The sequence below is a fragment of the Streptomyces sp. NPDC036984 genome (assembly GCF_055607665.1).
Genome location: NZ_JBVJRL010000012.1, coordinates 156,402 through 181,230 on the forward strand (window position 1 = coordinate 156,402; position 24,829 = coordinate 181,230).

Annotated in this window: 18 protein-coding genes; 6 read left to right on the top strand and 12 right to left on the bottom strand. The window is 73.8% G+C overall.

What is annotated here, in order from left to right:
* Window positions 1–222 precede the first annotated feature (222 nt).
* Window positions 223–1,287, top strand: a complete 1,065-nt coding sequence (locus ACZ7DL_RS22670) for a lipoate--protein ligase family protein (RefSeq protein WP_470776378.1) — start codon at window positions 223–225, stop codon at window positions 1,285–1,287.
* Between the two features lie 214 nt (window positions 1,288–1,501).
* Entirely contained in the window at window positions 1,502–2,173 is a 672-nt protein-coding gene (locus tag ACZ7DL_RS22675; RefSeq protein WP_470776380.1) for a hypothetical protein, read from the top strand.
* 90 nt (window positions 2,174–2,263) lie between these two features.
* Here the strand turns inward: ACZ7DL_RS22675 and ACZ7DL_RS22680 are convergent, their stop codons facing one another.
* The 4 genes from ACZ7DL_RS22680 to ACZ7DL_RS22695 are packed head-to-tail and all read right to left on the bottom strand — an operon-like array spanning window position 2,264 to window position 9,186.
* Window positions 2,264–2,845: an FHA domain-containing protein gene (locus ACZ7DL_RS22680; RefSeq protein WP_470776382.1), complete on the bottom strand. Its 582-nt coding sequence runs from the start codon at window positions 2,843–2,845 to the stop codon at window positions 2,264–2,266.
* Window positions 2,820–4,832 (bottom strand): AAA family ATPase, encoded by a 2,013-nt coding sequence (locus tag ACZ7DL_RS22685; RefSeq protein ID WP_470776384.1) that lies wholly within the window; start codon window positions 4,830–4,832, stop codon window positions 2,820–2,822. Before ACZ7DL_RS22685 ends, ACZ7DL_RS22680 begins: the two co-directional genes overlap by 26 nt.
* Window positions 4,833–4,891: 59 nt before the next feature.
* Window positions 4,892–6,526, bottom strand: coding sequence for a hypothetical protein (locus ACZ7DL_RS22690; protein ID WP_470776386.1), 1,635 nt, complete (start codon window positions 6,524–6,526; stop codon window positions 4,892–4,894).
* Window positions 6,523–9,186 carry a serine/threonine protein kinase gene (locus tag ACZ7DL_RS22695; RefSeq protein ID WP_470776388.1) on the bottom strand — a complete coding sequence of 888 codons (2,664 nt, stop codon included), beginning with the start codon at window positions 9,184–9,186 and terminating at the stop codon, window positions 6,523–6,525. Before ACZ7DL_RS22695 ends, ACZ7DL_RS22690 begins: the two co-directional genes overlap by 4 nt.
* Before the next feature lie 167 nt (window positions 9,187–9,353).
* On the opposite strand from ACZ7DL_RS22695, the gene ACZ7DL_RS22700 reads away from it, so the two are divergent.
* Window positions 9,354–10,547, top strand: coding sequence for a macro domain-containing protein (locus tag ACZ7DL_RS22700; protein ID WP_470776390.1), 1,194 nt, complete (start codon window positions 9,354–9,356; stop codon window positions 10,545–10,547).
* Here the strand turns inward: ACZ7DL_RS22700 and ACZ7DL_RS22705 are convergent.
* A complete protein-coding gene (locus ACZ7DL_RS22705; RefSeq protein ID WP_470776391.1) occupies window positions 10,522–11,199 on the bottom strand; it encodes a 4Fe-4S single cluster domain-containing protein in 678 nt (225 codons plus the stop codon). The two genes, ACZ7DL_RS22700 and ACZ7DL_RS22705, sit on opposite strands and share 26 nt — an antisense overlap.
* A gap of 237 nt (window positions 11,200–11,436) precedes the next feature.
* Between ACZ7DL_RS22705 and ACZ7DL_RS22710 the strand changes: the two genes are divergently transcribed.
* From ACZ7DL_RS22710 to ACZ7DL_RS22720, 3 genes are all read left to right on the top strand, one after another.
* Window positions 11,437–12,117, top strand: a complete 681-nt coding sequence (locus ACZ7DL_RS22710; RefSeq protein WP_470776393.1) for a hypothetical protein — start codon at window positions 11,437–11,439, stop codon at window positions 12,115–12,117.
* A 71-nt stretch (window positions 12,118–12,188) separates the two neighbouring features.
* Complete coding sequence (locus ACZ7DL_RS22715) at window positions 12,189–12,950, top strand: hypothetical protein (protein ID WP_470776396.1); 762 nt, start codon at window positions 12,189–12,191, stop codon at window positions 12,948–12,950.
* Window positions 12,925–14,490 (top strand): hypothetical protein, encoded by a 1,566-nt coding sequence (locus ACZ7DL_RS22720; protein WP_470776398.1) that lies wholly within the window; start codon window positions 12,925–12,927, stop codon window positions 14,488–14,490. The genes ACZ7DL_RS22715 and ACZ7DL_RS22720 overlap by 26 nt, the downstream gene beginning before the upstream one ends.
* A gap of 72 nt (window positions 14,491–14,562) precedes the next feature.
* Here the strand turns inward: ACZ7DL_RS22720 and ACZ7DL_RS22725 are convergent, their stop codons facing one another.
* The 7 genes from ACZ7DL_RS22725 to ACZ7DL_RS22755 form a co-directional block, all read right to left on the bottom strand.
* Entirely contained in the window at window positions 14,563–15,180 is a 618-nt protein-coding gene (locus ACZ7DL_RS22725; protein ID WP_470776400.1) for an RES family NAD+ phosphorylase, read from the bottom strand.
* A 32-nt stretch (window positions 15,181–15,212) separates the two neighbouring features.
* Entirely contained in the window at window positions 15,213–15,884 is a 672-nt protein-coding gene (locus tag ACZ7DL_RS22730; RefSeq protein WP_470776402.1) for a serine/threonine-protein kinase, read from the bottom strand.
* Window positions 15,881–19,558 carry a CHAT domain-containing protein gene (locus tag ACZ7DL_RS22735; RefSeq protein ID WP_470776404.1) on the bottom strand — a complete coding sequence of 1,226 codons (3,678 nt, stop codon included), beginning with the start codon at window positions 19,556–19,558 and terminating at the stop codon, window positions 15,881–15,883. The genes ACZ7DL_RS22730 and ACZ7DL_RS22735 overlap by 4 nt, the downstream gene beginning before the upstream one ends.
* A gap of 188 nt (window positions 19,559–19,746) precedes the next feature.
* Window positions 19,747–21,273, bottom strand: a complete 1,527-nt coding sequence (locus ACZ7DL_RS22740) for an NCS1 family nucleobase:cation symporter-1 (protein WP_470776406.1) — start codon at window positions 21,271–21,273, stop codon at window positions 19,747–19,749.
* Window positions 21,274–21,386: 113 nt separating this feature from the next.
* Window positions 21,387–22,406: a TIGR03842 family LLM class F420-dependent oxidoreductase gene (locus ACZ7DL_RS22745; protein ID WP_470776407.1), complete on the bottom strand. Its 1,020-nt coding sequence runs from the start codon at window positions 22,404–22,406 to the stop codon at window positions 21,387–21,389.
* 11 nt (window positions 22,407–22,417) lie between these two features.
* Window positions 22,418–23,821 carry a dihydropyrimidinase gene (gene hydA, locus ACZ7DL_RS22750; protein ID WP_470776408.1) on the bottom strand — a complete coding sequence of 468 codons (1,404 nt, stop codon included), beginning with the start codon at window positions 23,819–23,821 and terminating at the stop codon, window positions 22,418–22,420.
* A gap of 76 nt (window positions 23,822–23,897) precedes the next feature.
* Window positions 23,898–24,740 carry a nitrilase-related carbon-nitrogen hydrolase gene (locus ACZ7DL_RS22755; protein ID WP_470776409.1) on the bottom strand — a complete coding sequence of 281 codons (843 nt, stop codon included), beginning with the start codon at window positions 24,738–24,740 and terminating at the stop codon, window positions 23,898–23,900.
* Window positions 24,741–24,829 lie beyond the last annotated feature (89 nt).

Consider the following 24,829-nt stretch of genomic DNA (forward strand, 5'->3'; position numbering starts at 1 on the left):
CGGCCGGTCCCGGTGTCCTCGGGCCGGCCGGCCCGCCGGGGTTGGCGGCGGGCGGCCCGCCGGGTGTGTGACGCTCGGTCCGCCGGTCTCGGTGACGGTCGGCCCGCCGGGATCGGTGACCGTCGGGCCGCCGGGGCTCGTCACGATCGGACCCGGTACGCCCGGGAACACCCCGGCCGGGGCAGACGTTGATCTCGTGCGGCGGGAACGGAGGCCCAGGCAGTGCACGGTGAGTACAAGATGCCGGGCGGCAAGCTCGTCGTCGTGGACGTGGACGTCGAGGACGGCGTGCTGCGGCACGTGCGCGTGGCGGGAGACTTCTTCCTGGAGCCGGACGAGGCACTGGACGCGGTGAACCGCGCGCTGGAGGGCGCCCCGGCGGACACCGACGCGGCGGGGCTGGCCGCGCGGATCGACGCGGCACTGCCCGCGGGGACGGTGATGTACGGCCTGACGTCGGAGGGCGTCGGCGTCGCGGTGCGCCGGGCGCTCGCGCGCGCCACGGACTGGACCGACTACGACTGGCAGCTGATCCACGAGGCCCCGCAGCCGCCGGCCCTGCACATGGCGCTGGACGAGGTGCTGACCGCCGAGGTGGCCGCGGGCCGGCGTCAGCCGACGCTGCGGGTGTGGGAGTGGGGTGCCCCGGCGGTCATCATCGGCAGCTTCCAGTCGCTGCGCAACGAGGTGGACCCGGAGGGCGCCGCCCGGCACGGCATCGAGGTGGTGCGGCGGATCTCCGGCGGCGGCGCGATGTTCGTGGAGCCGGGCAACACGATCACCTACTCGCTGTCGGTGCCCGAGTCCCTCGTCCAGGGCCTGTCCTTCCAGGACAGCTACGCCTATCTGGACGACTGGGTGCTCGGCGCCCTCGGCGAGATGGGCATCCGGGCCTGGTACCAGCCGCTGAACGACATCGCCACCGACCAGGGCAAGATCGCGGGCGCGGCCCAGAAGCGGATCGTGGGCCCGGACGGCGGCCCGGGTGCCGTACTGCACCACGTGACCATGTCCTACGACATCGATGCGGACAAGATGGTCGAGGTGCTGCGGATCGGGCGGGAGAAGCTGTCGGACAAGGGGACGAAGAGCGCGAAGAAGCGGGTCGATCCGCTGCGGCGGCAGACGGGGCTGCCGCGCGAGGACGTCATCGAGCGGATGATCGACTCCTTCCGCGCGCGCTACGGCCTGGCACCGGGCACGGTCACCGGTGCGGAGCTGGCCCGTGCGGAGGAGCTGGCGCGCACCAAGTTCTCCTCCCGCGAGTGGACGGCGAGGGTGCCGTAGCCCGCCGCCGGCCGGTGGCGCGGTGAGCTGTGGGCCGTGGGCGGCGAGACGTCAACGGGCATAAGGGACATAGGAGTACGTCGGGAGCGCGCCGCCGTGACCGGCCGGGCACGCAGCGCGTTGACACTTCCGCCCCACAGGCAGTCGTGTGACACTGTCGTCCCCGTCCACCCTGCGGGCCCCTTCCGTACCCCTCCCCCACGAGAAGTGCGCTGTGCGTTCCTTTCCTCTGCCGCTCGCTCTCACCGCGCGTCTGTCGCCGGTCGCGGTGCTCGCCTGCGCCGGCTGGGCACTGACGTCCGGCCCGGCCGCGCCGCCAGCGGCCGCCGGGCACCAGACGGCCCAGAACACGCCCGCCGGGTCCTCCTCCTCCACGGCCCCGTCGTCCACCGCGGCGGCGAAGACGTACACCGCGGCTCCCGCCCCCTGCGCCGGCGTGCCGGTGGCCACCGTCAAGTCCCTGGTGCCGGGGGCGAAGACGGCCGGCAAGGAGATCCCCTCGACGGACACCGGCCTGCGCCGCACGTGCTCCTGGAACGCGCTCAAGGGCTACGACTACCGCTGGCTCGACGTGTCGTACGAGATCAGCGACTCCGACGAGGACGCGAAGAAGGAGTACGAGCAGCGGGTCGCCGAGAAGAGCGGCGGCGGGGCCGTCCCCGGGCTCGGGGACAGCGCCTATTCCGTCGTGAACCTCACCGAGGAGGACAAGCAGCAGACCCGCGAGGGCGTGGTGCTGGTCCGCGCCGCCAACGCGCTCGTCATCGTCACCTACAACGGCAGCGACTTCGAGACCAAGAAGGCCCCCGGCACCGACGAGATCAACAAGGGGGCCATCAAGGCGGCGAAGTCCGCGGTCGCCGCGCTGGACGACGGTCAGGGCTGAGCCGCGTACGCCTGCGCCGAGCCCCCGTACCACAGGTGCGCCGAGCCCCGTACAGCTGCACAGCTGCGCCTGAGCCCCGTGCGCCGGGGCTCAGTCCGGTGGTCCGGCCGGCTCGTCCTCGATGCCGCGGACCACGAAGGAGACCCGGGGGCCGAGGTCGACCCGGTCGCCGTTGCGCAGGCGGACGGGCCGGTCCGGCACCAGGACACGGTCGTTGACCCGGGTGCCGTTGGTGGCGCCCTGCGCGACCTCCGTCACCCAGGCCGCCCCGTCCGCGGTGTGCCGCACGGTCGCGTGCCGGGCCGAGACGGTCTCCTCGTCGGCCAGCAGCACCGACGCCACGGGGGCCCAACTGCCGCTGCGGCCCAGCCTGACCTCCGCGCCGCGCGGCACGTCCAGGTGCCGGCCACCGGCCCGGAACACCAGCCGCAGCACACCACCGGCCAGCCGCTCCGGCCGCCGGCCCGCCCCGGCCCGCCCGGGCGCGACGAGCGGGGACAGGCAGGCGGGGCACTCGGCCGTACCGGCGGGGACGACCACGCAGCACCTCGGGCACCGCTCGCCGACGGACGGCGGGGGCGGGTGGGGCGAGCGGACGGGGGGTGCGACATCGAGGACGCTCTCCCACCCGTCGTCCTCCTCCTCGTCATCCCAGTCGCGTACCTCCGCCAACAGCGTCTCCCTTCTTCAGGACGACCGTCGTGTCCACCCGCCCGCTGTCCGCCTCCCGGACGTCCGTCACCACGACCGTGGTGCCCGGCCCGAGGTCGGGCGCGGCGAACAGCTCCCGGGCGAGCGGGTTGACCAGATGCGTCTCCAGCACCATGCCGATGCCCCGGCCGCCGTTCCACTTGTCCCGGGTGCAGTGTTCCAGCAGGGCGCGCCGGGCCTTGTCCTCGATCCGGAGGACGAGTTGGTGGCCCTGTGCCAGCTGGCGCTGGATGTTGCGGATCTGGAGATCGAAGATCTGCTCGGCGACGTCGTCGGAGATGAAGTCGAAGACGACGACATTGCCGCCGATCCGGTTCATCAACTCCGGCCGGCCGATGATCTGCTCGAAGTGCTTCTTGACGTTGTCCCGGACCGTGGTCTCCAACTCCTTGTACGGCGTGCCGGGTTCCACGATCCATTCCCGCTCGCCGGTGTCCGGATCCGTGCGCTGCACGCCGAGGTTGGAGGTGAAGATGAGCACGCACTCGCTGAAGTAGGTGGTGACACCCTGTCCGTCGGTGAGCCTGCCGTCCTCCAGCACCTGGAGGAACTTGTCGAGGATGCCCTTGTCGGCCTTCTCGATCTCGTCGAAGAGAATGACACGGAAGGGGTTCTCCCGGACGGCGGAGGTCAGTTCGCCGCCGGCCTCGTAGCCGACGTAGCCCGGGGGCGCGCCGACCAGGCGGTCGGCGGAGTGCGCGGCCGAGAACTCGCTCATGTCGAAGCGGAGATACGCCTGGTCGCTGTCGAACAGCACCGCGGCCACGGCCTTCGCCAGTTCCGTCTTGCCGGTTCCGGTGGGCCCGGCGAAGAACAGCACACCGCGCGGCCGGTGTCCGGGGCTGGTGGCCTGCGCCCCGGACAGCCCCAGCGCGGCGCGCTTGAGGATGTCCAGGGTCATCGCCACGGCCGCCTCCTGCCCCAGCACCCGGTTGGGGATGGACCGCTCATGGCCGGGGTCCTCGCCGCGGAGGATGCGCTGGCGGATCTCGTCCCGGCTCCAGGGGTTCTTCTCCACACCGAGCCGGTAGATCCGTACGGCGTCCGGCATGCCGGCGAAGGGCAGGCCGCGGGAGCGGGCGAGCTTCACGCTCTCCTCCATGGCCCGCAGGCTCAGGCCGGAGGCCGCCCGGGCGAAGGCGCCGACCGCTCGCGCCGCCTCCTCGGCGTCCGCACCGGCGGGTGCGGCGGCGCCGTCGCGGGTGCCGTGGCCCGCGTACCGCTCATAGCGTCCGTGCAGCAGGCGGGCCATGGTCGTGCGCTCGTCCGCGTCCGGCTCGGGCACGGCGACCGCGCGGATCCGCTCGCTGCCGGAGATCAGCCATCCGGGTACGTCCCGCTCCCCCTCGGCCAGCCAGATCACCGGGTTGAACAGGCCCGGCGCCATCGGTACGACGGCGGTGCCGGTCCGGGGCGGCAACGGATCGGCCTCGTGGGCGAGTTTGAGGCAGGCGAGGAAGAAGTCCCGTTCGTCGGGGGTCAGCCGGGACGGGTCGGTGAGGAGGCGGGAGGCGTGGTCGATCACCAGGGCGACGCGCAGCGGCCGTTGCCGGCGGCCGTCACGCACCGTCTCGTCCCGCTGCCGCGCCCACCCGTTGGTGATGTTCCGCAGCTGCTCCAGCACCGCCTGGCGCTGCGCGGCCGCCTGGCCGGGGAACTCGCGCGGCCCCTGCAGCAGTTCCGTCACGGCTGCCACGGCCTCGCCCTCCCCGGCCGGCGCCACGCGGAAGCCGCTCACCTGGTCGCACAGCACCAGTGCCTCGTAGCCCTTCTCCCGCAGCGGGTTCCACAGCACGTCGAGCAGGGGGTGGAACCGGTCCCGGCCGCGCCGGCGCACCAGGTGCAGATCACGGATGTTGCCGTGCAGGACGTACTGCGCGTGCACACCGAGCGTTCCGATCAGCTCCTCCACGAAGGGCGGGAGCCGGTCTTCCTTGGACAGGTCCATCGTTCCTCCCCGATGCGCGCTGTTGCGGGCCGCGCGCCTGCCATGGTGCGGCGGTGTTCTCAGCGGCGGCCGTCGCCGTCGACGGTCCGGTGCCGGGGCGCTTCCCGGGCGTCCCGGGGTACGTCCCGGCGCTCGCCGGCCGCCCGGACGGCCTCCTCGACCGGGACGTCGAGCACCAGGGCGCCCTCCCCCAGCACGCCCGGCAGCGCGCCCTCGGTGCGTACCAGCTGGAACTCCAGTCCCAGGCCCAGCGCGCCGGTGATCTCCTCGAACCGGGCGAGCCGCTCCCGGGTCTCGGCGCAGCGCTCGTCGTCCAGGGCGCGCTGTTCGGGTGTCCGTTCCTGCGGCCCGCCCCGGTACATGGTCGCCACGCTGAGCCGGCCGTCGACCAGGGTCGCCCGGAGCCAGTGGCCGGGGTCCCAGCCCTCCGGTGTCCAGTCGAGGCGGATCTCCTGTCCGGCGGGCCGTCCCGCCCCGGCCTCGCCGCCGTACCTCCTGGCCAGCTCCGCGACGGCGCCGGCGCACTGCTCCCGGACGTAGATCGCCTCCAGGGCGCGCAGCCGCTCCTCCACCTGGCGTTCGACCAGCTCGCGTTCGGCCGGCGTCAGCGGAACACCGTCCGCCAGGGTCCGCCGGAGCAGGGCCACGGCTTCCGGTGCCGGGGTGAGGTCCTCGGCGCCCTCCGGGGTGTCGTACACGAGGAAGTCGTAGTGCAGCGCGGCACTTTCCTGGGCCTGGCGGGTCTCCTGGGCCTGCTTGTTGGCGTCCCGGACGAACTTGCGCGCCTCGGTGAGGTGGATACGCGCCCGGCGGGGGTCGTCGGCGGCGCGGCGCACGGCGTGCCGGACGGCCTGCGCGGCGAGTTCGGTGGTCTCGGCGGCGGCGTACGGGTCCAGTGCGCCGAGGATCTCCGCCCCGGTGCGGCGGACCTCCTCGGGGCCGGGTGCCGTGTGGGTGCGACGGTCGGCGGGCTGCCGGGGCAGCCGCCGTGCCTCGGCGTCGGCCGTGCGCTCGGCGGTGAACCGGTGCAGCGCGCTCACCCGGCTCTGGCGCAGGGCGCGTTGCCAGTCGTCGTCCTGGTCCTCGTCCAGCCGCAGCAGGGCGGCGAGCCGTTGCTGTTCCCAGGCGGCCTGCCGTTCCTCCGCGTGGCGCAGGGCCTCCTCGGCGCGGGCCAGTTCGCGGCGCAGGTCGCCCAGCCGTTCGCCGACGGGGGTCAGCGGCGGCGGTACGTCGGGGCGCGGCGGCGGGCCGGGCGGACCGCCGCCGGCCGCGGCCCGCGCCACCCGCGCCAGCAGGGCGCGTCTGCGGGCGTTGACCCGGACGGCGGCGAACGCGGCGGCCTCCCACTGCTCGGCGGCCGTGGCCGCCAGCCGCTGCTGCCGTTCCAGGCACCGCTGTTCCTCCGCGGCCCGTACGGCCGCCGCGGCGAGGAGCCGGGTGCCGAGCAGGGCGGCCCGTCCGACGAGCAGGACGCCGCTGAGCGAGCCGAGCGCCTGGAGCGCCGCGTCGGCTGCCTGGTGCGCCGCGTGCCCGGCCGCGTCGGCGAGGTGGGTGGAGGCCTGGCCGGCCGCGTCGTGCAGGTGCAGCAGGCCGGTGTGCGGCAGCGCCGCCGGGTCGACGGGCGGCGGGGGCGGTGTGAAGTGCACGGCGGGTGCCACCGTCTGGATCGTGGGGAAGGCAAGACCCGAACTCATCCCTGCTCTCCTGTCGTGTCGCTCGTCGTCCCGGCCGGCCGTCGTGCCGCCCGCCGCGCCCGGTGCTCGGGCCACAGCCGCCACCAGGCCCAGCGGCGAGGACGACCCGCCTGCCGCACCCGCTGACCGCCCCACCACTCCCGGCTCCGGCGACGCATCCCCGACGACACCCCGTGCCCTCGCCGCCACGGCAGCCACTTCCAGCTCCGGCCGCGGACCCGCTGCGCCACCCCAGGTCCGCGCCACCGGCGCAGCCACTCCCGGCTCCGGCGGCCTGCCCCCGGCTCCGTCCCGCGCTCGCGCCGCCGCGGCAGCCGCCAAGGTCGCCGCCAGTCCCAGTCCCGCTCCCGGAGTATCCGGAGCGTCCGCCGCTCGTTCCGCCCGGGGCGCCACTCGCCGCCGTGGCGGCGGGCCGTCCGCCGGGCGCGGTGTGCGCGTCGCAGGCGCCGCCAGGCCCAGCCGCGGCGGAGGCTCCATACGGTGACGGCGGCGGCCGAGGCGAGTGGCCACAGCCACGGTGCGACGGCGATCGCGTAGAACCCGACGAGACCGGCGAGTACGAGCAGCGCCGCCCCGAGCCAGCGGCCGATCCGGGTGCGGGCCAGCCGGCCGGGGCGCTCCGCGCTGCGGATCAGGAGGCCCGCCAGCGATCGGTCGGGGTGGTAGAAGGGCGGGCCGATGTACACCGCGGTCCACAGTTCGACCACGAAGACGAACGCGGCGGCGGGCAGCGTCTCCAGCCACGCCGTGACGACCGCCTCCTGGGAGGCGCGGCCCAGGACGTCCGCGAGGCCGATGACGAAGCTCCAGGGGGCCGTGACGGCGGTGGCGCCGAGCAGCGCCCAGCCCAGGGTGGGCAGGCGGTCCAGCCGGCGCAGTACGGCGAGGAGTCCGTCCTGGTCCGCCGCCAGCAGCCGCTCGTGCTCCTCGGCGACCCGCCTGCGCCTGAGCTCCTGCGCCTCGTCCCTGGCACGGCCGCTGAGCAGTTGGGCGGCGACGAGGCGCAGGTCGTCGTCCTGGGCGGCGAGCAGCGCGTCGAACCACGGCACCCGCTCCGGGAGCTCCGCGCGCATGCGCAGCAGCAGGTCGGTGAGCCGGCCCCGGGTGCGTTCCGGTTCGCGCGCCAGCTGGAGCAGCCAGGCGTCCACCGCCACCGTGCGCTGGAGGGCGGCCCGGTCCCGGCGGCCGTGCGCCAGCTCCCGGACCGTGGGCTCCCAGCGGGCTCGCAGCACCCGCCAGGTGCGGTCGGTCTCGTCCAGTCCGTGGCCGCCCGGCCGCTGCGCGAGTCCGGTCAGGACCTCGGGGTGGTCCGCGAGGTGCCGGAGCAGCGCGACCGCGTCGGCGTGCCCGTCCCGGGCCCCCTGGCACAGCCGGCGCATGTGCTGTGCGTCCAGGCCGGCTCCGTGCCAGGAGACGTCCAGGCCGGGGCCGAGCCAGTTCAGCAGCCGTACGACGCCCTCGACGGACGGGGGTCGTTCCAGTTCGGTGCGCAGGGCGGCGAGCCGGCGCAGTTCCTCGGGGCTGCGGTCGCCGACGGTCTCGAACTGGCCCAGCCAACCGACGAGCCGGGCCCGGTCGTCGTCGTCGGCCAGCATGCGCGCCGCCGAGACGTGGTTCTGGTCCAGGTGGACGGCGAGCCGGTCGGTCCCGGTGAACTCCTCGCCCATGAACGGGAGGGGCCGGATCACGGGGCGGCCGGGGTCGTCGGGGAACATCCGCCCGTCGGTGCGCGGGGCGACGTCGGGATCCGCGCCGTCCAGCCACTCACGCACCTGCGCCGCCTGCCAGCGGTGCTCCGGGGCCCGGGTGAGCAGGCCCTCACAGAGCATGCGGGTGCGTCGGTGTGTGATGCCGGTGACGTCGGGGTCGTGGGTGGCGATCTCCGCGAGCACGTCCTCGTCCCGGCGGAACTCGATCGGGTGCCGGCCGAGGGCCAGTTGGGCGACGACCATGCCGAGCGACCACCAGTCGCCGGCCTCGGAGACGGTCTGCCGGAGCAGTCCGGCCTCCGGCGCGAGGTAGAGGGGTTTGCCGCGCCAGTCGGTCCGGGGCTCCAGCGCCTCGTCGGGCCGGTGGACGGCGGCGCCGAAGTCGACGAGGACGAGGTCGGCCGTGTCACCGCGGCGGGTCTGCACCATGATGTTGTCGGGGGTGATGTCCCGGTGGACGACGCCCCGTTCGTGCAGGGCGGTGACCGCGTCGTGGAGCTGGCTCACCACGGCCCGGACGGCGTCGGGGGGCAGGCCGTCGGGGTGGTCCTCCTGGTACTTCTCCAGGGTCTCCTCGCCGTGCGACCAGTACAGGTGCCAGGGGTGCCCGTGGGCGTCGCCGGTCTCCAGGAGCCGTTCCAGATGGGGGGAAGGGCGCTCGGCGAGGTCCCGCAGCTCCTGTTCGACGTGCGGGTCGGGGGCGTGCAGCCGGTGGTACCACTTGAGGACCAGGGGTAGGTCCGCAGGTCCGTGCCGGGCCGTCAGGTCGCGGACGCGCAGCACGACGGCCTCGGCGGGCCGCCGCGCCGCGGACAGTACGGCGACGAGCGGGAAACGGTCCGCCAGTTCGCCGGGCACCTCGGCTCGGACCGGACGGGTCTCGATGACCCGGGCATGGGTGAAACCCCCGTCCGCGGCGTCGACGAATCGGGTGGGTGGCGTGGTCGTCATCTTCCCGCCTTCCGGGAAACGCGCGGGGTGAACCGGGGGGCCACACGGGCGAGCGAACCGGCCCGCCGGGCAGGCCACGGTACGTGGAGCACAGCCCGATTGCCTGGAAACAACGGGAAGTTTCCCGGATCTTCAGCGAATGCCCGGCCGGGGCTACGATGCGCAGCATGCACCCCCTGCCCTCGCACGAAAGCCTCGTCGCCGAACTCAGGGAGCTGCGGCGCCGCGGCCTGCCCGGGCTGCGCCACTGCGCCCGGGACGCGTTGCGCCAGGCCGCCGTCGCGGCCGGCCTGTGCACCGGGCCGGACGACGAGCAGACCGGCATCGAGGAGCTGCTGGGCACGGCGGTGCGGCGGCTGGCCGGCGGGCACCCCGTGCGGGACGACGACTCCTGCGACCCGCTGGCCCGCGCCGCCGCGCACTCCTTCGGGATCTTCGCCGCGCGCCGCGGGGTGCCGGGCACCGACCGGCGCAAGGCCGCGGCGGCTGTCTACGGTGTGACCACCGAGCGCTTCCGCAAGAGCCAGGAGCACGATGTCGTCGCCGAACTGGCGGCGGCGGTCCTGGCCGTGGCCCGGGAGGCGGGCACCGGCGGGATAGCGGGTCAATCGGGCCCGGCAGCACATGAGTTGGTGACGCAGGTGCCGACGACGCCCCCCGTGCACGCGGCGCCGCTCGTCGCCGGGCTCCCGCCCCGGCGCCACCCGCGGCCGGGCACCCGGCCGGCCACCACCGCGCCGGCGGCCCCGGTGGGCCGGATCACCGTGCGGGTGTGCCCGATCGAGGACGTGCGGGACGTGGACATCCTGGTCTCCTCGGAGAACACGTATCTGGAGATGTCCAAGACCTTCCGCCCCACGGTGTCCGGCGCCCTGCGCCGGGCCGCCGCCCTGCGGGACGCCGCGGGCGAGATCGTGGACGACGTCCTCTCCCGTGAGCTGGGCGTGTGGCTGCGGACGCACGGCAGGACGGGCATGCCCGTGCGGCCGGGCACGGTCGTCGCCACCTCGTCCGGCGCCCTGGCCGCGCAGGGGGTACGGCGCATCCATCACGCGGCGATCGCGACCCCGGTCGGGGACGGCGACCGCTACCACGTGTCCCCCGCCGTGCTGGGCGAGGCGGTGCGTACGTCCTTCGAACTTGCCCGCCACGAAAGCGAGTTCCTCTCTCTGCCGATGTCCTCGATCTGCTTTCCGCTGCTGGGCACCGGCCGGGGCGGGCTGCCCGTCGAGACGGTGACCCGCCTGCTGCTCGGCGCGATCCGGGCGGAGCTGCGCCGGGACCCGTCCTGGTCGGTCCTGCTGGTCACCCCGGAGGAGAGCCACGCCCGTCTGCTCATGGCCGCCAGCTCCGCTCCGTGAGGGCCACCCCACCCTGCCTCAACCGCCGCTCCAGCGCTACGAGTTCACCGCGCAGCGGGACGCCGTAGAGCCGTAGCCCGCCGTCCTCGCCGGGGGCGGCCTGGAGGCGCGGGCCCGGTGCCTCCCGGGTCACGAACGGGGCGTAGCGGGCGGTGCCGAGCGGCGTCAGCGGGACGATCCGCTGGTTGGCCGAGCCGCGCCAGGCCAGCCGGGTGGGTTCCGCCACCCGGAAGCGGCCGGTGATCACGGCGTCCGCCCCGCCGAGGGCGGTCCGCTGCCCCGGCGTCAGCTCCCCGGCCTCGTATCCCGTGTAGACCAGCAGGTCGGCGGGTTGGGGCCCGGCGCTCCCCTCGTGGCGCCGGGCCCCGTCCCGCAGGCGTGCCGCACCGGCCAGGAGTGCTGCGAGCGCCGCCGCCTGCTGGAGGGGCTCACCACCGCTGACCGTGAGGCCGTCCGCGCCGTCGGCGAGGGCCCGCCGCCACAGCGCGAGCACCTCGGGGACCGTGGTGCGCCGCCCCGCCTCCGGGTCCCAGGTGTGCCGGGACATGCATCCGGGGCAGGCCAGCGAGCAGCCCTGGAACCAGACGCCGAGCCGTTTTCCCGGGCCCAGCGTTTCCAACGGGTAGTGCGTCCCGTCGAGGCGTAATTCCACGGCATCTCCTCCTCGGACCGGATTGGAGTATCCAGCGGGCCGTGCGGCGCCCGCAATTGCCGGAAGGCACCCATCCGGCTCTCCGCCGGGCGCGATCCGGTTGTTTTCCGGAACGCCACTAAAGAATGATCGATTCCCCTCAATCACGTGTCCCGCTAGGGGATTTGCTCCGCTACTCTCTCCCCATCGCGGCGCATTTCCACCCGGATCGCCCGCGACGAATGGGGGCTATTCGAAATGATCAACAAAGGTCGAATAAATGTCCGGGTTAGACGGCTGAAAGCCGGGCGTCTCTCATCGGCCCGCGCCCGGTTCCATGGCCGCCGGGACGCGGCCGATCTCCGGGAATTCCTCACGGACGCGGCCGCGGGCGGCACCCCGGCCGACGACAGCCTGCCGCCGTACATCCTGGGCCTGCGCGCGCAGGTGGGACGCAGCCTTGCACGGCTGCGCTCGCGCACGTTCGCGGCGCACCGCGCGCTGCACATCCGGATCCAGGCCGAGTCGGTGCGGGTGGTGACCCAGTACACCGTGCGCGCGGAGCCGGCACCGGCCGCGCTCGCCCGGTTCGGGCAGATGGTCGGGGAGTGGCGCTCGGCCGCCTCGGTCTGCCGTCAGCAGGCCCAGCAACTCGCCGACGAAGCCAACCAGTTGATCGCCTGCTACTGGGACGGCGCCTGGGGCGGCAGCCGGCGCGAGGGCCATGTCAGCGGGCCGCGGCCCACGGGCTGGCTGCCCGGGCAGATCACCCTGGACCGCACCTGGGCCCGGCTCGACGACAGCCTGCTCAGCGACCGCTGGTACGCCCCGGAACGGACCGGGCACGACACCGACGCGTCGGCCGTCGCCCAGGCCCTGCACATCCTCGACCACCAGGCGGCGCGCGGCGGCGCCACGAGCGGCGTCCGCCGGGCATGACCGTTCCGCAGCCGCCTCCCGCCCGCCGCCCCACCGCTCCCCGTCTCCCAGGAAGGCCAGGGACCGTCATCGTGCATCACTCGGCCCAAACCGGTCACCGGTCCACCGTCCGCGCCGCCCGCCGGCTCGCCGTCGTCCCGCTCGTGTGCGCGCTCGCCGCCCTCGTGTCCTGCACCAAGCAGGAGGAAGCCCTCACCACGCCCTGCGGGGTGGTCGTCGACGGTTCGGGGTCCGCCGCCGCGGTGAAGAAGGGCTTCGACTCGGAGGCCAAACTCAGGGACAGCCTCATCGAGTTCCTCACCGACCAGAAGTGCGGAACCGTGGACTTCGCCCCCGTCACCCGTTCCTCCCGCAGTTCCTCCTGCCGACAGGGCCAGGTCGACCTCGATCCGCCGCACCAGGCGAACACCGACCAGCAGGTGCAGCGGGCGAACGCCCGGCGGGACGCCGCCGTCGCGGCGCTCGCCGAGCTCACGTGCGCGCGCAAGCAGAACGGTTCGGACGTGTGGGGGGCTCTGGCCCGCATCGGGGAGACCGTCCCGGACGACGGCGGGCAGCCGAAGCTGCTGGTGGTGAGCGACTTCGACCAGGCCGACCCGGAGTTCTCCCTGTCCCGTCAGGACCTCACCACCGAGGCCGGGCGGGCCAAGGTCATCGACTCGCTCGTGAAGAAGCGGGGTCTGCCCGGCATCAAGGGAATGGACGTCTTCCCCGTCGGGCTCGGCATGCAGTACTCGGCGAAACCCAGCGAGGCCGACGACTTCGAGTCCTTCTGGGTGGAAGCACTCGAAGGGAGGGCCAAGGCACATGTCGACACCCACTACAAGCGGTGACGGGGCACGGCCGCGCCGCCGGCGGCTCACGCGCGCTGTGCCGTTCCCCGGGCGGACCGCACAGCCCACCCCCCGGCCCCGGCCCGGAACGGCCGGCGGCGGGCTCGCCGGCCGCAGGCCCCTGGTCCTCGATCACGCGGCCGAGGGCAGCCTGCTCCGCGAGGCGCTGAAGAGGGGCCGGCAGGCCGGCAGGAAAAGGACGCTGGACCCGTGGGTGCTCAACAGCGGCGACCGCTTGCCGTACTTCGCGCAGCTGGCCTCCGTACGGGACGCGGTGGTCCACCGGATCGAGGAGGAGCTGAGGCTGCGGGAGGAGACGGCGCGGCTCCAGGACGCCCAGGCGGCCTCCGACGTGACGGCGGGCGAGACCGAGACCCGGCTCCTGGACGAGCGGCTGCGGGAGGCCGACCGGGACATCGAAGCGGCCCGGCGCCAGCTCAACCTCCTCGCGATCCGTTCCTCACGCTGGCTCCGCTTCCGGGACCGGCTGCGCGAACGGGTGGAGGACCGCTGGCTGCGCGCCCGCTTCCCGGACCCGGACGGACCGCAGGCCGTCCGCACCAGGGACGAGAACGGAACCGGGCAGGCGGCCGGCAAGGAGGAGGGCGCGGACCCGGGCGACGACTGGCAGTCGGTGGCCACGGCGGCCACCGCCACCAACGCCACGCTGCGGGAGGAGTACCGCGCCGCCCGCCGGGAGACCGGCGGCATCGGGTCGGTCGAGGGCTGGGAGGGGCTGCAGACCCGCCCCGGTCTGCCCCGCTGGCTGACCCTGACCCTGCTGCTCGTCATCATGGCCGTCGAAGTGCCGGTGTACTGGGTCGCGTACCAGCCCTTCCACGGGGTCGGCAGCACGGGTGGGGACCTGATGTCCGGTACGCTCGCCGTCTCGTCCGCCGTGATCATGCTGATCCTGCCGCACCTGGCGGGGCATCTGCTGCGGTGGCGGTCGGCGACCGGATCGCCGCGCAGCGGCTGGCTCCCTGCGCTTTCGCTGCTCGGCGTGTGGGGCGGCCTGACCTGGCTGCTCGGCACACTGCGCGCCAAGTTCGTGATGCAGCACGACACTCCGGCCGCCGCCGAGGACGTCTCGGGCTTCCGCGGGCTCGGCGGCGCCGACACCACCACCCTGGTGGACCGGCTGCACCTGACGACCCATACGGTGACCTGGCTGTTCACCGCGCTGCTGCTGCTGTCGGGCGGGGTCGGCCTGCTGCTCGGGCTGTTCCGGGAGCACCCGTTCCTCGACGCGTACCGCACGGCGGTGGAAAGGCGTGCGGAGCTCTTGGGGCGGCGCGAGCGGAGCGTCGCCGCCACCGAGCGGGCCCGGGCCGCGCAGGAGACGGCCGAGTCCCGGCAGGAGGACCGCAGGGAGGCCGCCGACGAGCGGATCGCCGCGGCCCGCCAGCTGTACGAGGCCGCCGCTCACGAGTATCTCGACGGGGTGATGACGGCCTCGAAGGACACCGCCGTCACCGAGTCGGCGATGCGCCTGTCCCGGAACTGGCCGCTGCTGCCGGCACCGGTGCGGGGCCGCTGAGGATCCTCGGAACACCGGACCAGAACCGCCCCGGCCCCCCTCGGAGGGCCGGGGCGGATCACGTCGTGCTCGTCACCGCTCCGGGCTGGAGACGACCGCGTGCAGAGGTGCCAGCAGCCGGTTGACCTTGCGTACGTCGTCCGTGGACGCGAGCCGCAGGCACTCCCGCGGACGGGGGTCGAGGGGTGCGTCCGGGCAGCGGTCCTGGAACAGCTGGAGCGCCGGACGGGGCCGGCACCGTTTGGATGTCCACCACAGCCCCTGCACCTCGCCGCAGCGTTCGCGGATCACCCGGACCCAGTAGCGGGTGCCGGCGTACTCCTCGGTGTCGATCAGCCAGTCGTCCTGCCAGGCGGCGGCCAGCCCCTCGGCGGTCGTGAGGTCCACCAGCAAGAGGTCCGCCGTGGTGCGGACGGCGGAGAGCACGTACCGGGACGCCTGCGCCCAGGGAATCTGGCGCACCCCGTCGTCGCCGAACTCCACGGAGCGCAGCAGCACTTCGGAGAGTGCGGTGACCGGGTCGAGGGCGGCGTAGAGGTAGGGGTAGGGGTCCTTCTCGGTGGGGTCGAAGCGGCTGCCCTTGAAGAACTCGTGCGCGACGTTCGGGTTGAACTCGGCGGCCGCGTACCGCTCCTCGTGGCACCGCCACAGCACGGTGCCCGCCGGGAGGGTGTGGAGCCGCGGTTTCATGGCGACACCCCGGGGCGGAAGTTGGCCCCCCATCAGGACGCTCCCACCAGTTCGGCGGCGGCGCGTTCCAGTGCGTCGTCGGGGAGGGACCCGAGCAGCTCCGCGGGGACGCCGCCCAGCCACCGGTTGCCGCCCAGCCACCAGTCGGCGGCTCCCCAGGGGTCGCGGTCCGCGCGGAGCAGCTCGTTGATCCGGCGGACGACCGGCAGCGGTTCGGCCGTACCGGGCCGGAACTGGAAGCGGGGGTAGCGGATGCCGCGCTCCGGGTCGCGGAGCCGGATCAGCCCCGCGCGTCCGGGGTCGTGCCCGGCCCCGGCCAGCGCGGCGTGCTCGTCCTCGGTCAGCGCCGGTACGGCGAGGAGCCGCCGGCGGGCCGCCCGCAGCAGCTCACCGGGGTCGGGCGGCGGGGTGCCGAGGACGTCGATCACCGCGTCGACCGTGGTGAGGGCGGGCAGTTCACGGGGGCCGGCGGCGTAGCGGTCGCCGCCGAGCGCCTCGGACACGGGGTGGTCGGGTGGCAGTGCGGACAGCGTGCGCTTGAGCCGGCGTACGGCGCGTTCGACGCCCGGCGGGTTCGGCACGGCGGCCTGCTCCCTCACCTCGCCCAGTGCGTCGGCGAGTCGGGCCAGTTCGTCGTCGTCGAGCCCGGTGATGACCGTGGTCCAGTGGCTCTCCAGGAGCTTCAGCAGGTCCTCCGCTGTCATACGGGTTCTCCCTTCTCTCGCCGGGGTGCCGCCGGTGCCGGATTGCCGTGGTGGACGAAGGCCGCCCAGGTGTCGGGCCGGTCGCGGAAGTCCTCCGCGAGACGGCGGGCCGCGATGCCCTTCAGCGCCGGGACGGGCGGGCGTTCGTCCGGCGGGGTGAGCATCCAGCGCTGGGCGGCGCGCAGCGCGTCCGGCGGGGCCAGCCCGCGGGCGAGCGCATCGTGCAGGACGAGCATGAGCAGCTCCGACCGCATGTCGTCGACCTTCCACCGGGAGCCGATGGCGTCGGCGGCCAGCCGGTGGACCATGACCGAGGTGACGGTCAGGGCCTCGTCGTGGTCGCGGGTGGTGAGGTCCGTCTCGCAGCCGCCGCACACCACGAGGGGGCCGGCCGAGCGGTAGGCGTCGCCCTCGGCGGGCGTCTCCAGCAGGGTGCTCAGCGTGAGTTCCGCGTCGGCGCCGGGCGACGTCCCGGCCCCGGCCGGCGCGGCCAGCCGGATGGCCGACCGGGTGGGGTCAGGACCGGCCAGGCCGTGACTGGCGATATGGACCAGGGTGGCGGGGGCGGCGGCCCGGGCGCCGAGCAGGGCGAGGACCGTCTCCGGGGTGGCGGGGTCCTCGTAGGGGCGGTGGATCACCGCACCCGGGTAGAGGACGGCCGCGAGCGTGTCGATCTCCTCCTCGGCCCACTCCAGATCGGCACCGCCGTGGAAGACCAGGGCCGGCCGCTCGGCGAGGGGCATGCGCCGGCGGGCCGCGGCGCGCAGGAACTCCCGCCCGGAGGCGGCATGTGTGAGGACGGCGACCTCGCAGGCCCGGACGGGACGCGGCACGTCATGGCCGGCGGGCGGCTCCAGCACGGCCGCCTGCCACGGTACGACGCCCAGCTCGCCGCAGGGGACCAGGACCAGGCGTACCGCGTCGGTGCCGGGGGCCGGCGCCGAGGGGGTGCGGAAGCCGGCCTCGGTGAGGGCGCGGTCCCACAGGCCGAGGTGGTCCAGGGCGGGGCCGAGGACCTCGCCGGCCCACGCGCACATGTCGTCCAGGGCGCGCAGCCGGCGGCGCCGTTCGGCACTGTCCCCGTCCCTCGGGCCCGCGGTGCCGTCGGCGGCGAGCAGGTCCTGTAAGTCCGCCCCGGCCGCCAGGTACGCGGTGACGGGCCGGCGGCCGTCGGGGGTCAGCGCGGGCAGGGACAGCGCCTCGACGGGGCCGTCGCGGGTCACGGCCAGGACGGCTCCGTCCGCGGTGTCCAGGCCGGGAACCAGGTACAGCAGCGCGTCCGCCCCGGTGGCCCGCAACCCGGCGCGCAGGTCGCTCACGGTGGCGAGCACCGGCTGTACGCCGGCCCCGTCCCGCGCCCGCAGCACGTCCAGCGAGCGGCGGCGCAGGTCGCCGGGGAGGCCGGGAGCGCCCGCGCCGGCCGCGGCCAGCACCTCCAGCGGGGAGCGGCTCCACAGCTCACCGGGGGTGCCCGCGTCGGCGGACAGCTCCAGGAGGGAGCGGTCGTCGCCCGGCTCTCCGGCGGGGTCGGCGGCGGCGCGCCAGCGCTCGGCCAGTTCCCGCTCGCCGAGGGCCGCCAGCCGGTCGGCGACGCCCGCCGAGACGGCCGCCGCGCCGAGCACCAGGGAACGGCCCGCCTCCAGACACCCGATCGCCTCCTCGGCGAGTCCGGCGCGCAGCGCCCAGAAGGCCGCCGCGCGGCCCCGGTCGGCCGCCGCGCGCGCGATGCGCAGGCCGCGGCCGACGCCCTGCTGGAGCAGCACGTCGTCGGCGGAGAGCCGCAGGGAGGTGCGGGCGAGCCCGACGGCGGCCCGCAGGTCGTCGTCGGCGCCCGGCGCGCCGGCCCGCAGGGAGGCGCGCTTGGCGCGCAGCGCGGCCAGGTCCCAGGTGAGCCGGGCGCCGCCCGGCCCGCCGTCGGGCAGTTCCGTCAGCGCCTGCGCCAGCTCGGCGATCGCCTCGTCCAGCGCCTCGGCGTCCCCGGTGAACAGGTGCAGGGTGTCCAGGGCGAGCGCGATGCCGGCGCGTGCCCGCGGCCGGAAGTCGGAGGTGAATCCGGCGGTTTCCAGGGCGGCCCTGGCGCGCCGTACGCCGTCGGCGATGCGGCTCGGGTCCGACTCGGCGATCGCGGTGAGGGTGATCAGCGGGGCCCAGGTGATGTCCAGGAGGCTGCGCAGGACGGGCATGTCGACCGACGTCTCCACGGCCCGCCGGAGGTGGTGCACGGCCGCGCGCAGCTCGGTGGTCCGGTCCTCCGCCGTCGTGGCGAGCACGACGCGGCCCAGGTAGGCGAGACCGAGAACGAAGCCGGTCAGGGCGCCGGTCCAGTCCTCGGCGGCGTCGTAGGTCTCGTCCAGTTCCAGCTCGCACACGGTGTCGATGACGTCCTCGACGGCCCTGGCGTCGCCCCGGTCCAGGGCGGACGTCAGCCGCACCTGGCAGCGGAAGGCCTCCCCGCACATGCGCAGGTTGGCGGCGATGACACTCGTGGGGTCGTCGTCCCACCGCAGGGCTTCGAACAGCTCCCGGGCCATGTCCTCGTCCTGGAGGCTGCCGCCGGTGAGGGCGGCCGCGAGGAGCAGTCCGGGCACCACGGTGCGCAGCCATTCGCCGTGTGTGCGGCTGTCGAGTTCTCCGTGCGCCGACGCCTCGTGCATCAGCCGGAGCGCCTCCCGGAAGCCGCCCAGGTCGCCGGTCCGTACGGCGAGGGCGACATGGACGAGGGCGGCGACCATCCTGGACGGCAGGGGGGCTCGGCCGTCCTCCCCCTGGGTTCGCTCTCCCGACAGTTCGGCGAGGAGCTCGGACATGTTCCGGGACTCCACGGTCCCGGGTGACGTCACCTCGGCCATGGCCAGGAGCTGGGTCATGGTGTGCCGGACGTGCACGGAGGTGTCGGTGTCGTCGTCGGGCGGCGTGCCGCCGGGCTCCTGCGGCTGTGACACGGGCGCGGCGAGGGAATGCTCCATGTGGCCGAGCAGCAAGGGCAGCAGGGAGCTGAGCGGTGACGGCAGCGCTGCGCCCGCCATGGTGTCGAGGATGTGCCGGCCCCCGCGGACGACGGTTCGCATGTCACCGGCCAGGAGCGCGTCGCTCATCTCGCCGAACGTGCGCAGCCTCTCGCGGAGTTGGGGCGTCATCTGCGGGTGCTCGCGCTCCAGCAGCAGCCGGACGAGCAGGGCGCTGTCCTCCACCAGGCCCGGACCGCCCTCGGTGAGGGGACTGCCGAGCGTGACGAAGGACAGCAGCCGGTCGGTGGTCATCCCGTGCGAGGGTTCGGCGGTGACATCGGCGCTCAGCCGCACCATCCGCGAGCCGACCAGGGCGACGAGGTCCCGGTAGGCGGCCTCCCGCTGCTCCGCGCCGAGCAGGGCCGAGGTACGGGCCTCGGTCAGCAGGGCCAGCGCCCGCTCCCGGTCGGCCGGGTCGCCAGCCAGGAGGAACCGCACGGCCCGGCACCGGCCGAGCCGTGCCGCCACCGCGGCGGCCGTTGCCGCACCGCCCTCCGCGCCCGTCGACTCGGCTGACAGTGACTCCAGTTCGCCGGTGAGAGCGTCGAGTTCCGGTCCTCGCAGGCCCTGGTACGCCGCCGGTTCGACCGGTACGGAGAACCCGTCCGCGCGGGCGAGCGCGGCGGCGGCGCGGTCGGCCACGGGTGCGGTCCCGGCGTCACTCATGCGTCATCCCCTCCGCCTCCATGGTGCCCGTTTCCCTGAGCCGGCAGCCGGGTCCGGCGCACCTCACCGGCATCCTGCCGGACAACGCCCGGCTCCCGGCCGGTTTCCGCCCGGTCCGCCGCGGCACCGGACGGCCGGATCCCGTCCGCCGCTCGCCGCGCCGGGGGCCGGCGCCCCCGGCCGGCCGTTCAGCCGGTTCGCCGGTCCCGGCCCGTGGCCAGGGTCAGCGTCAGGTAGAGCACCAGGGAGGTGCCGAGGCCCACCGCCCAGCCGTAGTCGGCGAGGGAGGACAGCGCCGGGACCGGGCGGCCGTCGATGAGGGGCTCGAAGCTCGCCCCGCCGACCGCGAGGACACCGCCGGCCAGGAAGGCGACGACCGCCCGCCAGTTCCAGCCGCCCGCGTACCAGTAGCGGCCGCCCGCCCGGTAGAGGTCGGCGAGGTCCAGGCGGGTGCGGCGCAGCAGCCAGTAGTCGGCGACGAGGATGCCCGCGACCGTGCCGAGCAGGCCGCCGACCAGGCCGAGCCAGGTGAAGATGTAGCCCTGCGGGTCGGAGTACAGCTTCCACGGGAAGATCAGCACGGCGAGGACCGCGGTGATCAGGGCGCCGGCGCGGAAACTCACCTTGCGGGGAGCTACGTTGGAGAAGTCGAAGGCCGGGGAGACCAGATTGGCCGCGATGTTCACCGACAGGGTCGCCACCAGGACGGTCACGAGCGCGTACAGCAGCCCGGCCACGTTGTCCGTCTTGGCCGCCAGCTGCACGGGATCCCAGACCGGCTTGCCGTAGACCGCCTGCGAGCCGGAGGTCACCAGCACCGAGAGGAAGGCGAAGAGGGTCATGGTGGTCGGCAGACCGAGGGCCTGGCCCCAGGTCTGCGCCCGCTGGCTCCTGCCGTAGCGGGTGAAGTCGGGGATGTTCAGCGACAGCGTGGACCAGAAGCCGATCATGCCCATGAGGGAGGGCCAGAACAGCTTCCAGAAATCGCCGCCCCAGCCGAGCCTGGACGGCTGGTCGAAGAGCGGGCCGACGCCGCCGGCCTTGCTGCTCATCCACCACAGCATCACGAACGCGCCGACGAGGACGAAGGGCGCGGCCCAGTTCTCGAAGCGGCGGATGGTCTCCATGCCCCGGTGGATGATCGCGACCTGGACGGCCCAGAAGATCGCGAACGACAGCCACATGGTCCACGCGTGGCCGCCGAGGTGCGCGGCGTTCGACCAGCTGTCGCCGATCAGTTTCCCGGCGAGGAAGTAGATCGCCTCGCCGCCGATCCAGGTCTGGATGCCGAACCAGCCGCACGCCACCAAAGCCCGTACGACGGCGGGCAGGTTGGCGCCGCGCACGCCGAAGGAGGCGCGGGCGAAGACGGGGAAGGGGATGCCGTACTTGGGGCCCGCGTGCCCGGTCAGCAGCATCGGGACCAGGACGATCAGGTTGGCGAGGGCGATGGTGAACACCGCCTGCTTCCAGTCCATGCCCACCGCGATCAGCCCGGAGGCGAGGGTCCAGGACGCGGTGTTGTGGGCCATGCCGACCCACAGGGCGGAGAAGTTGTACGTGGTCCAGGTGCGTCTCGCCGCGGGGACCGGGAGCAGGTCCTCGTTGGCGTAGGGGCCGCTGGGCGGGGGCGTGCCGGGGGCGAGTTCCACGCGCCCGTCGGGGAGGGTGACCTGGCCGGATATCGGTATGGCCGTGGGAGCGGTGTCGGTCATGGGCTGGCCAATCGGGGAGAGGCGGATCGGGAGAGGCCGTGCGGGCACCAGCCCCCTCCCCGGGACGGCGGGGAGGGGAGACCAAGAGGGGCGTGGGGGCTCGGGGAACGGGGTCAGGCGTGGAGGGCCGGGATCACCGTCGTGCCGTAGGCGTCGATGGTGGCCTCCTGGGCGTCGTGCATGTCGTACACCGCGAACTGGTCGACGCCCAGTGCGCGGAGCGCGGTCAGTTTCTCGATGTGCTTCTCGGCCGGGCCGATGACACAGAACCGGTCCACGATCTCGTCGGGCACGAACGCGGTGTCCGGGTTGCCGCTGCGCCCGTGGTGGGCGTAGTCGTAGCCCTGCCGTGCCTGGATGTAGTCGGTGAGTACGTCGGGGACCTGGGCGGAGTGTGCGCCGTACTTGGACACCAGGTCGGCGACGTGGTTGCCGACCATGCCGCCGAACCAGCGGCACTGTTCGCGGGCGTGGGCGAGGGCCTCGGGCGAATCGTCCTCGGTGACGTACGCCGGGGCGGCGACGCAGATGCGCACCTCGGACGGATCGCGGCCGGCGGCGACGGCCGCGTCCTTGACGGCCTTCACCATGTACTCGGTCAGGTACAGGTCGGCGAGCTGGAGGATGAACCCGTCGGCCTCCTCACCGGTCATCTTCAGCGCCTTCGGGCCGTACGCGGCCATCCAGACGGGGAGTTCGGCGCCCTCCTTGATCCACGGGAACCGGATCTTCGTGCCGCCGAGGTCGGCCTCCTCGCCGCGGCCGAGGGCGCGGATGACCTTCATCGCCTCGCTGATCCGGGCGAGGGTGTTGGGTTTGCGGCCGGCCACGCGCATCGCGGAGTCGCCGCGGCCGATGCCGCAGACGGTCCGGTTGCCGAACATGTCGTTGAGGGTGGCGAAGGTGGAGGCGGTGACCTCCCAGGTGCGGGTGCCCGGGTTGGTGACCATCGGGCCCACCTTGAGCTTCGAGGTGTTGGCCAGGATCTGGCTGTAGATCACGAAGGGCTCCTGCCAGAGCACGGCGGAGTCGAAGGTCCATCCGTACGTGAAGCCGTTGCGCTCGGCCCGTTTCATCAGGCTGATGACGCGGGAGGCCGGTGGGTCGGTCTGGAGGACGAGTCCGAAGTCCATAGCGGGCACTCCTAGGTGAGGTACTGACAGGTGGAGCGCGGGGTGTAGACGCCGTGCCCGGCGCGTCCGGTGTACTCCCGCTGGTCGATGACGAGTTCGCCGCGCGACAGAACCGTCTCGACACGGCCGGTGACGCGTGTGCCCTCGTACGCCGAGTAGTCGACGTTCATGTGGTGGGTCTCGGCGGACATCACCTGCTCGGCGTGCGGGTCGTAGACGACGACGTCCGCGTCGGCGCCCGGGGTGATGGTGCCCTTCTTCGGGTACAGGCCGAACATCCGGGCCGGGGTGGCACAGGCGATCTCGATCCAGCGGCGGCGGGAGATGTGCCCGTCCACGACCGCCTGGTGGAGCAGGTCCATGCGGTTCTCCACACCCGGCAGCCCGTTGGGAATCCTGGAGAAGTCGCCGCGGCCCAGCTCCTTCTGGCCCACGAAGCAGAAGGGGCAGTGGTCGGTGGAGACGACCTGGAGGTCGTTGGTCCGCAGTCCCCTCCACAGCCGCGCCTGGTGTTCACGCGGCCGCAGCGGTGTGCTGCACACGTACTTGGCGCCCTCGAAGCCGGGTTCGGCGAGGTTGTCGGTGGACAGGAACAGGTACTGCGGGCAGGTCTCGCCGAAGACGTTCAGTCCCTCGTCGCGGGCCCGTGCCAGCTCGGCGACCGCCTCCATGGCCGAGACGTGCACGACGTACAGCGGGGCGCCGGCGACCTGGGCGAGGCGGATGGCGCGGTGGGTGGCCTCGGCCTCCAGCAGGGCCTTGCGGACCTCGCCGTGATAGCGGGGGTCGGTCTCGCCGCGGGCGAGCGCCTGCTCCACCAGCACGTCGATGGCGATGCCGTTCTCGGCGTGCATCATGATCAGCCCACCGTTCTCGGCGGAGCGCTGCATGGCGCGCAGGATCTGCCCGTCGTCGGAGTAGAAGACCCCCGGGTAGGCCATGAACTGCTTGAAGCTCGTCACCCCCTCCTCGACCAGGAGGTCCATCTCCTTGAGCGTCTCCTGGTTCACATCGGAGACGATCATGTGGAAGGCGTAGTCGATCGCGCAGTTGCCCTCGGCCTTGGCGTGCCAGGTGTCCAGGCCCTCGCGCAGGGTGTGGCCGACGCCCTGCACCGCGAAGTCCACGATGGTCGTCGTACCGCCCCAGGCGGCGGCCCGGGTGCCGGTCTCGAAGGTGTCGGAGGCGGAGGTGCCGCCGAACGGCAGCTCCATGTGGGTGTGGGCGTCGACGCCGCCCGGGATGACGTACTTCCCGGTGGCGTCGATGACCCGGTCGGCGGTGAACGCCTCGGCGGCGGGGGTGCCGGACGCCGCGAGGGCGGCGACGCGGGCGTCCTCGATCAGGACGTCGGCGTGGATCTCGTCGGACGCGGTGATGACGAGACCACCGCGGATGACGGTACGGCGGGTCATGGGGCCCTCTCCTTCGTGGTCGCGTGCGGGTCGTTGGGGGCTTGTCGCGCAGCTCCCCGCGCCCCTTCGGGGCGCCCTACGGCGCCGTCAGCGGTCCGTAGGTCCCCGGCTCCCGGTCGCGGTAGAACTGCCAGCGGTCGCGGACCTCGCGGAGTGTGGCCAGGTCCAGGTCGCGGACGACGAGTTCGGTCTCCTTGTCGCTCGCGACCTCGCCGACGAACTGGGCCTCGGGGTCCACGAAGTACGTGGTGCCGTAGAAGTCGTTGTCGCCCAGGTCCTCCACGCCGACCCGGTTGATCGCGCCGACGAAGTACTCGTTGGCAACCGCCGCCGCCGGCTGCTCCAGCTGCCACAGATAGCGGGACAGGCCGCGCGAGGTGGCCGAGGGGTTGAAGACGATCTCGGCACCGGCGAGGCCCAACGCCCGCCAGCCCTCCGGGAAGTGGCGGTCGTAGCAGATGTAGACGCCGATCCGGCCGGCGGCGGTGTCGAAGACGGGCCAGCCGCTGTTGCCCGGGCGGAAGTAGAACTTCTCCCAGAATCCCCGGACTTGGGGGAGGTGGGTCTTGCGGTACTTGCCGAGGTAGGAGCCGTCCGCGTCGATCACCGCCGCGGTGTTGTACAGCACGCCCGGCTGCTCCTCCTCGTACATGGGCAGGACGAGGACGATGCCCAGCTCGCGGGCGAGGGACTGGAAGCGCCGGACGGTCGGGCCCTCCGGGATCCGCTCGGCGTACTCGTAGAACGCCTTGTCCTGGACCTGGCAGAAGTACGGGCCGTAGAACAGCTCCTGGAAGCAGAGGACTTGGGCGCCCTGGGCGGCGGCGTCGCGGGCCGCCTGCTCGTGGACCTGGATCATGGATTCCTTGTCGCCGGTCCAGGCGGTCTGGAAGAGGGCGGCACGGATCACTCGGCTCATCGGGACCTCCGGTAGGTCGGTGTGCGGTGAGCCTAGAAAGCCGGAAGGGCCGGTTCGATGGGCAGCGTGTCACGTCCGCGGGTGGTCGG

Bases quoted from the DNA above. Each gene is read 5' to 3' on its own strand.
- ACZ7DL_RS22720 (WP_470776398.1), top strand. From the start codon at position 12,925: ATGTCGACACCCACTACAAGCGGTGACGGGGCACGGCCGCGCCGCCGG.
- ACZ7DL_RS22740 (WP_470776406.1), bottom strand. From the start codon at position 21,273: ATGACCGACACCGCTCCCACGGCCATACCGATATCCGGCCAGGTCACC.
- ACZ7DL_RS22735 (WP_470776404.1), bottom strand. From the start codon at position 19,558: ATGAGTGACGCCGGGACCGCACCCGTGGCCGACCGCGCCGCCGCCGCG.
- ACZ7DL_RS22695 (WP_470776388.1), bottom strand. From the start codon at position 9,186: ATGACGACCACGCCACCCACCCGATTCGTCGACGCCGCGGACGGGGGT.
- ACZ7DL_RS22690 (WP_470776386.1), bottom strand. From the start codon at position 6,526: ATGAGTTCGGGTCTTGCCTTCCCCACGATCCAGACGGTGGCACCCGCC.
- ACZ7DL_RS22745 (WP_470776407.1), bottom strand. From the start codon at position 22,406: ATGGACTTCGGACTCGTCCTCCAGACCGACCCACCGGCCTCCCGCGTC.
- ACZ7DL_RS22755 (WP_470776409.1), bottom strand. From the start codon at position 24,740: ATGAGCCGAGTGATCCGTGCCGCCCTCTTCCAGACCGCCTGGACCGGC.
- ACZ7DL_RS22700 (WP_470776390.1), top strand. From the start codon at position 9,354: ATGCACCCCCTGCCCTCGCACGAAAGCCTCGTCGCCGAACTCAGGGAG.
- hydA (WP_470776408.1), bottom strand. From the start codon at position 23,821: ATGACCCGCCGTACCGTCATCCGCGGTGGTCTCGTCATCACCGCGTCC.
- ACZ7DL_RS22725 (WP_470776400.1), bottom strand. From the start codon at position 15,180: ATGAAACCGCGGCTCCACACCCTCCCGGCGGGCACCGTGCTGTGGCGG.
- ACZ7DL_RS22710 (WP_470776393.1), top strand. From the start codon at position 11,437: ATGATCAACAAAGGTCGAATAAATGTCCGGGTTAGACGGCTGAAAGCC.
- ACZ7DL_RS22730 (WP_470776402.1), bottom strand. From the start codon at position 15,884: ATGACAGCGGAGGACCTGCTGAAGCTCCTGGAGAGCCACTGGACCACG.
- ACZ7DL_RS22685 (WP_470776384.1), bottom strand. From the start codon at position 4,832: ATGGACCTGTCCAAGGAAGACCGGCTCCCGCCCTTCGTGGAGGAGCTG.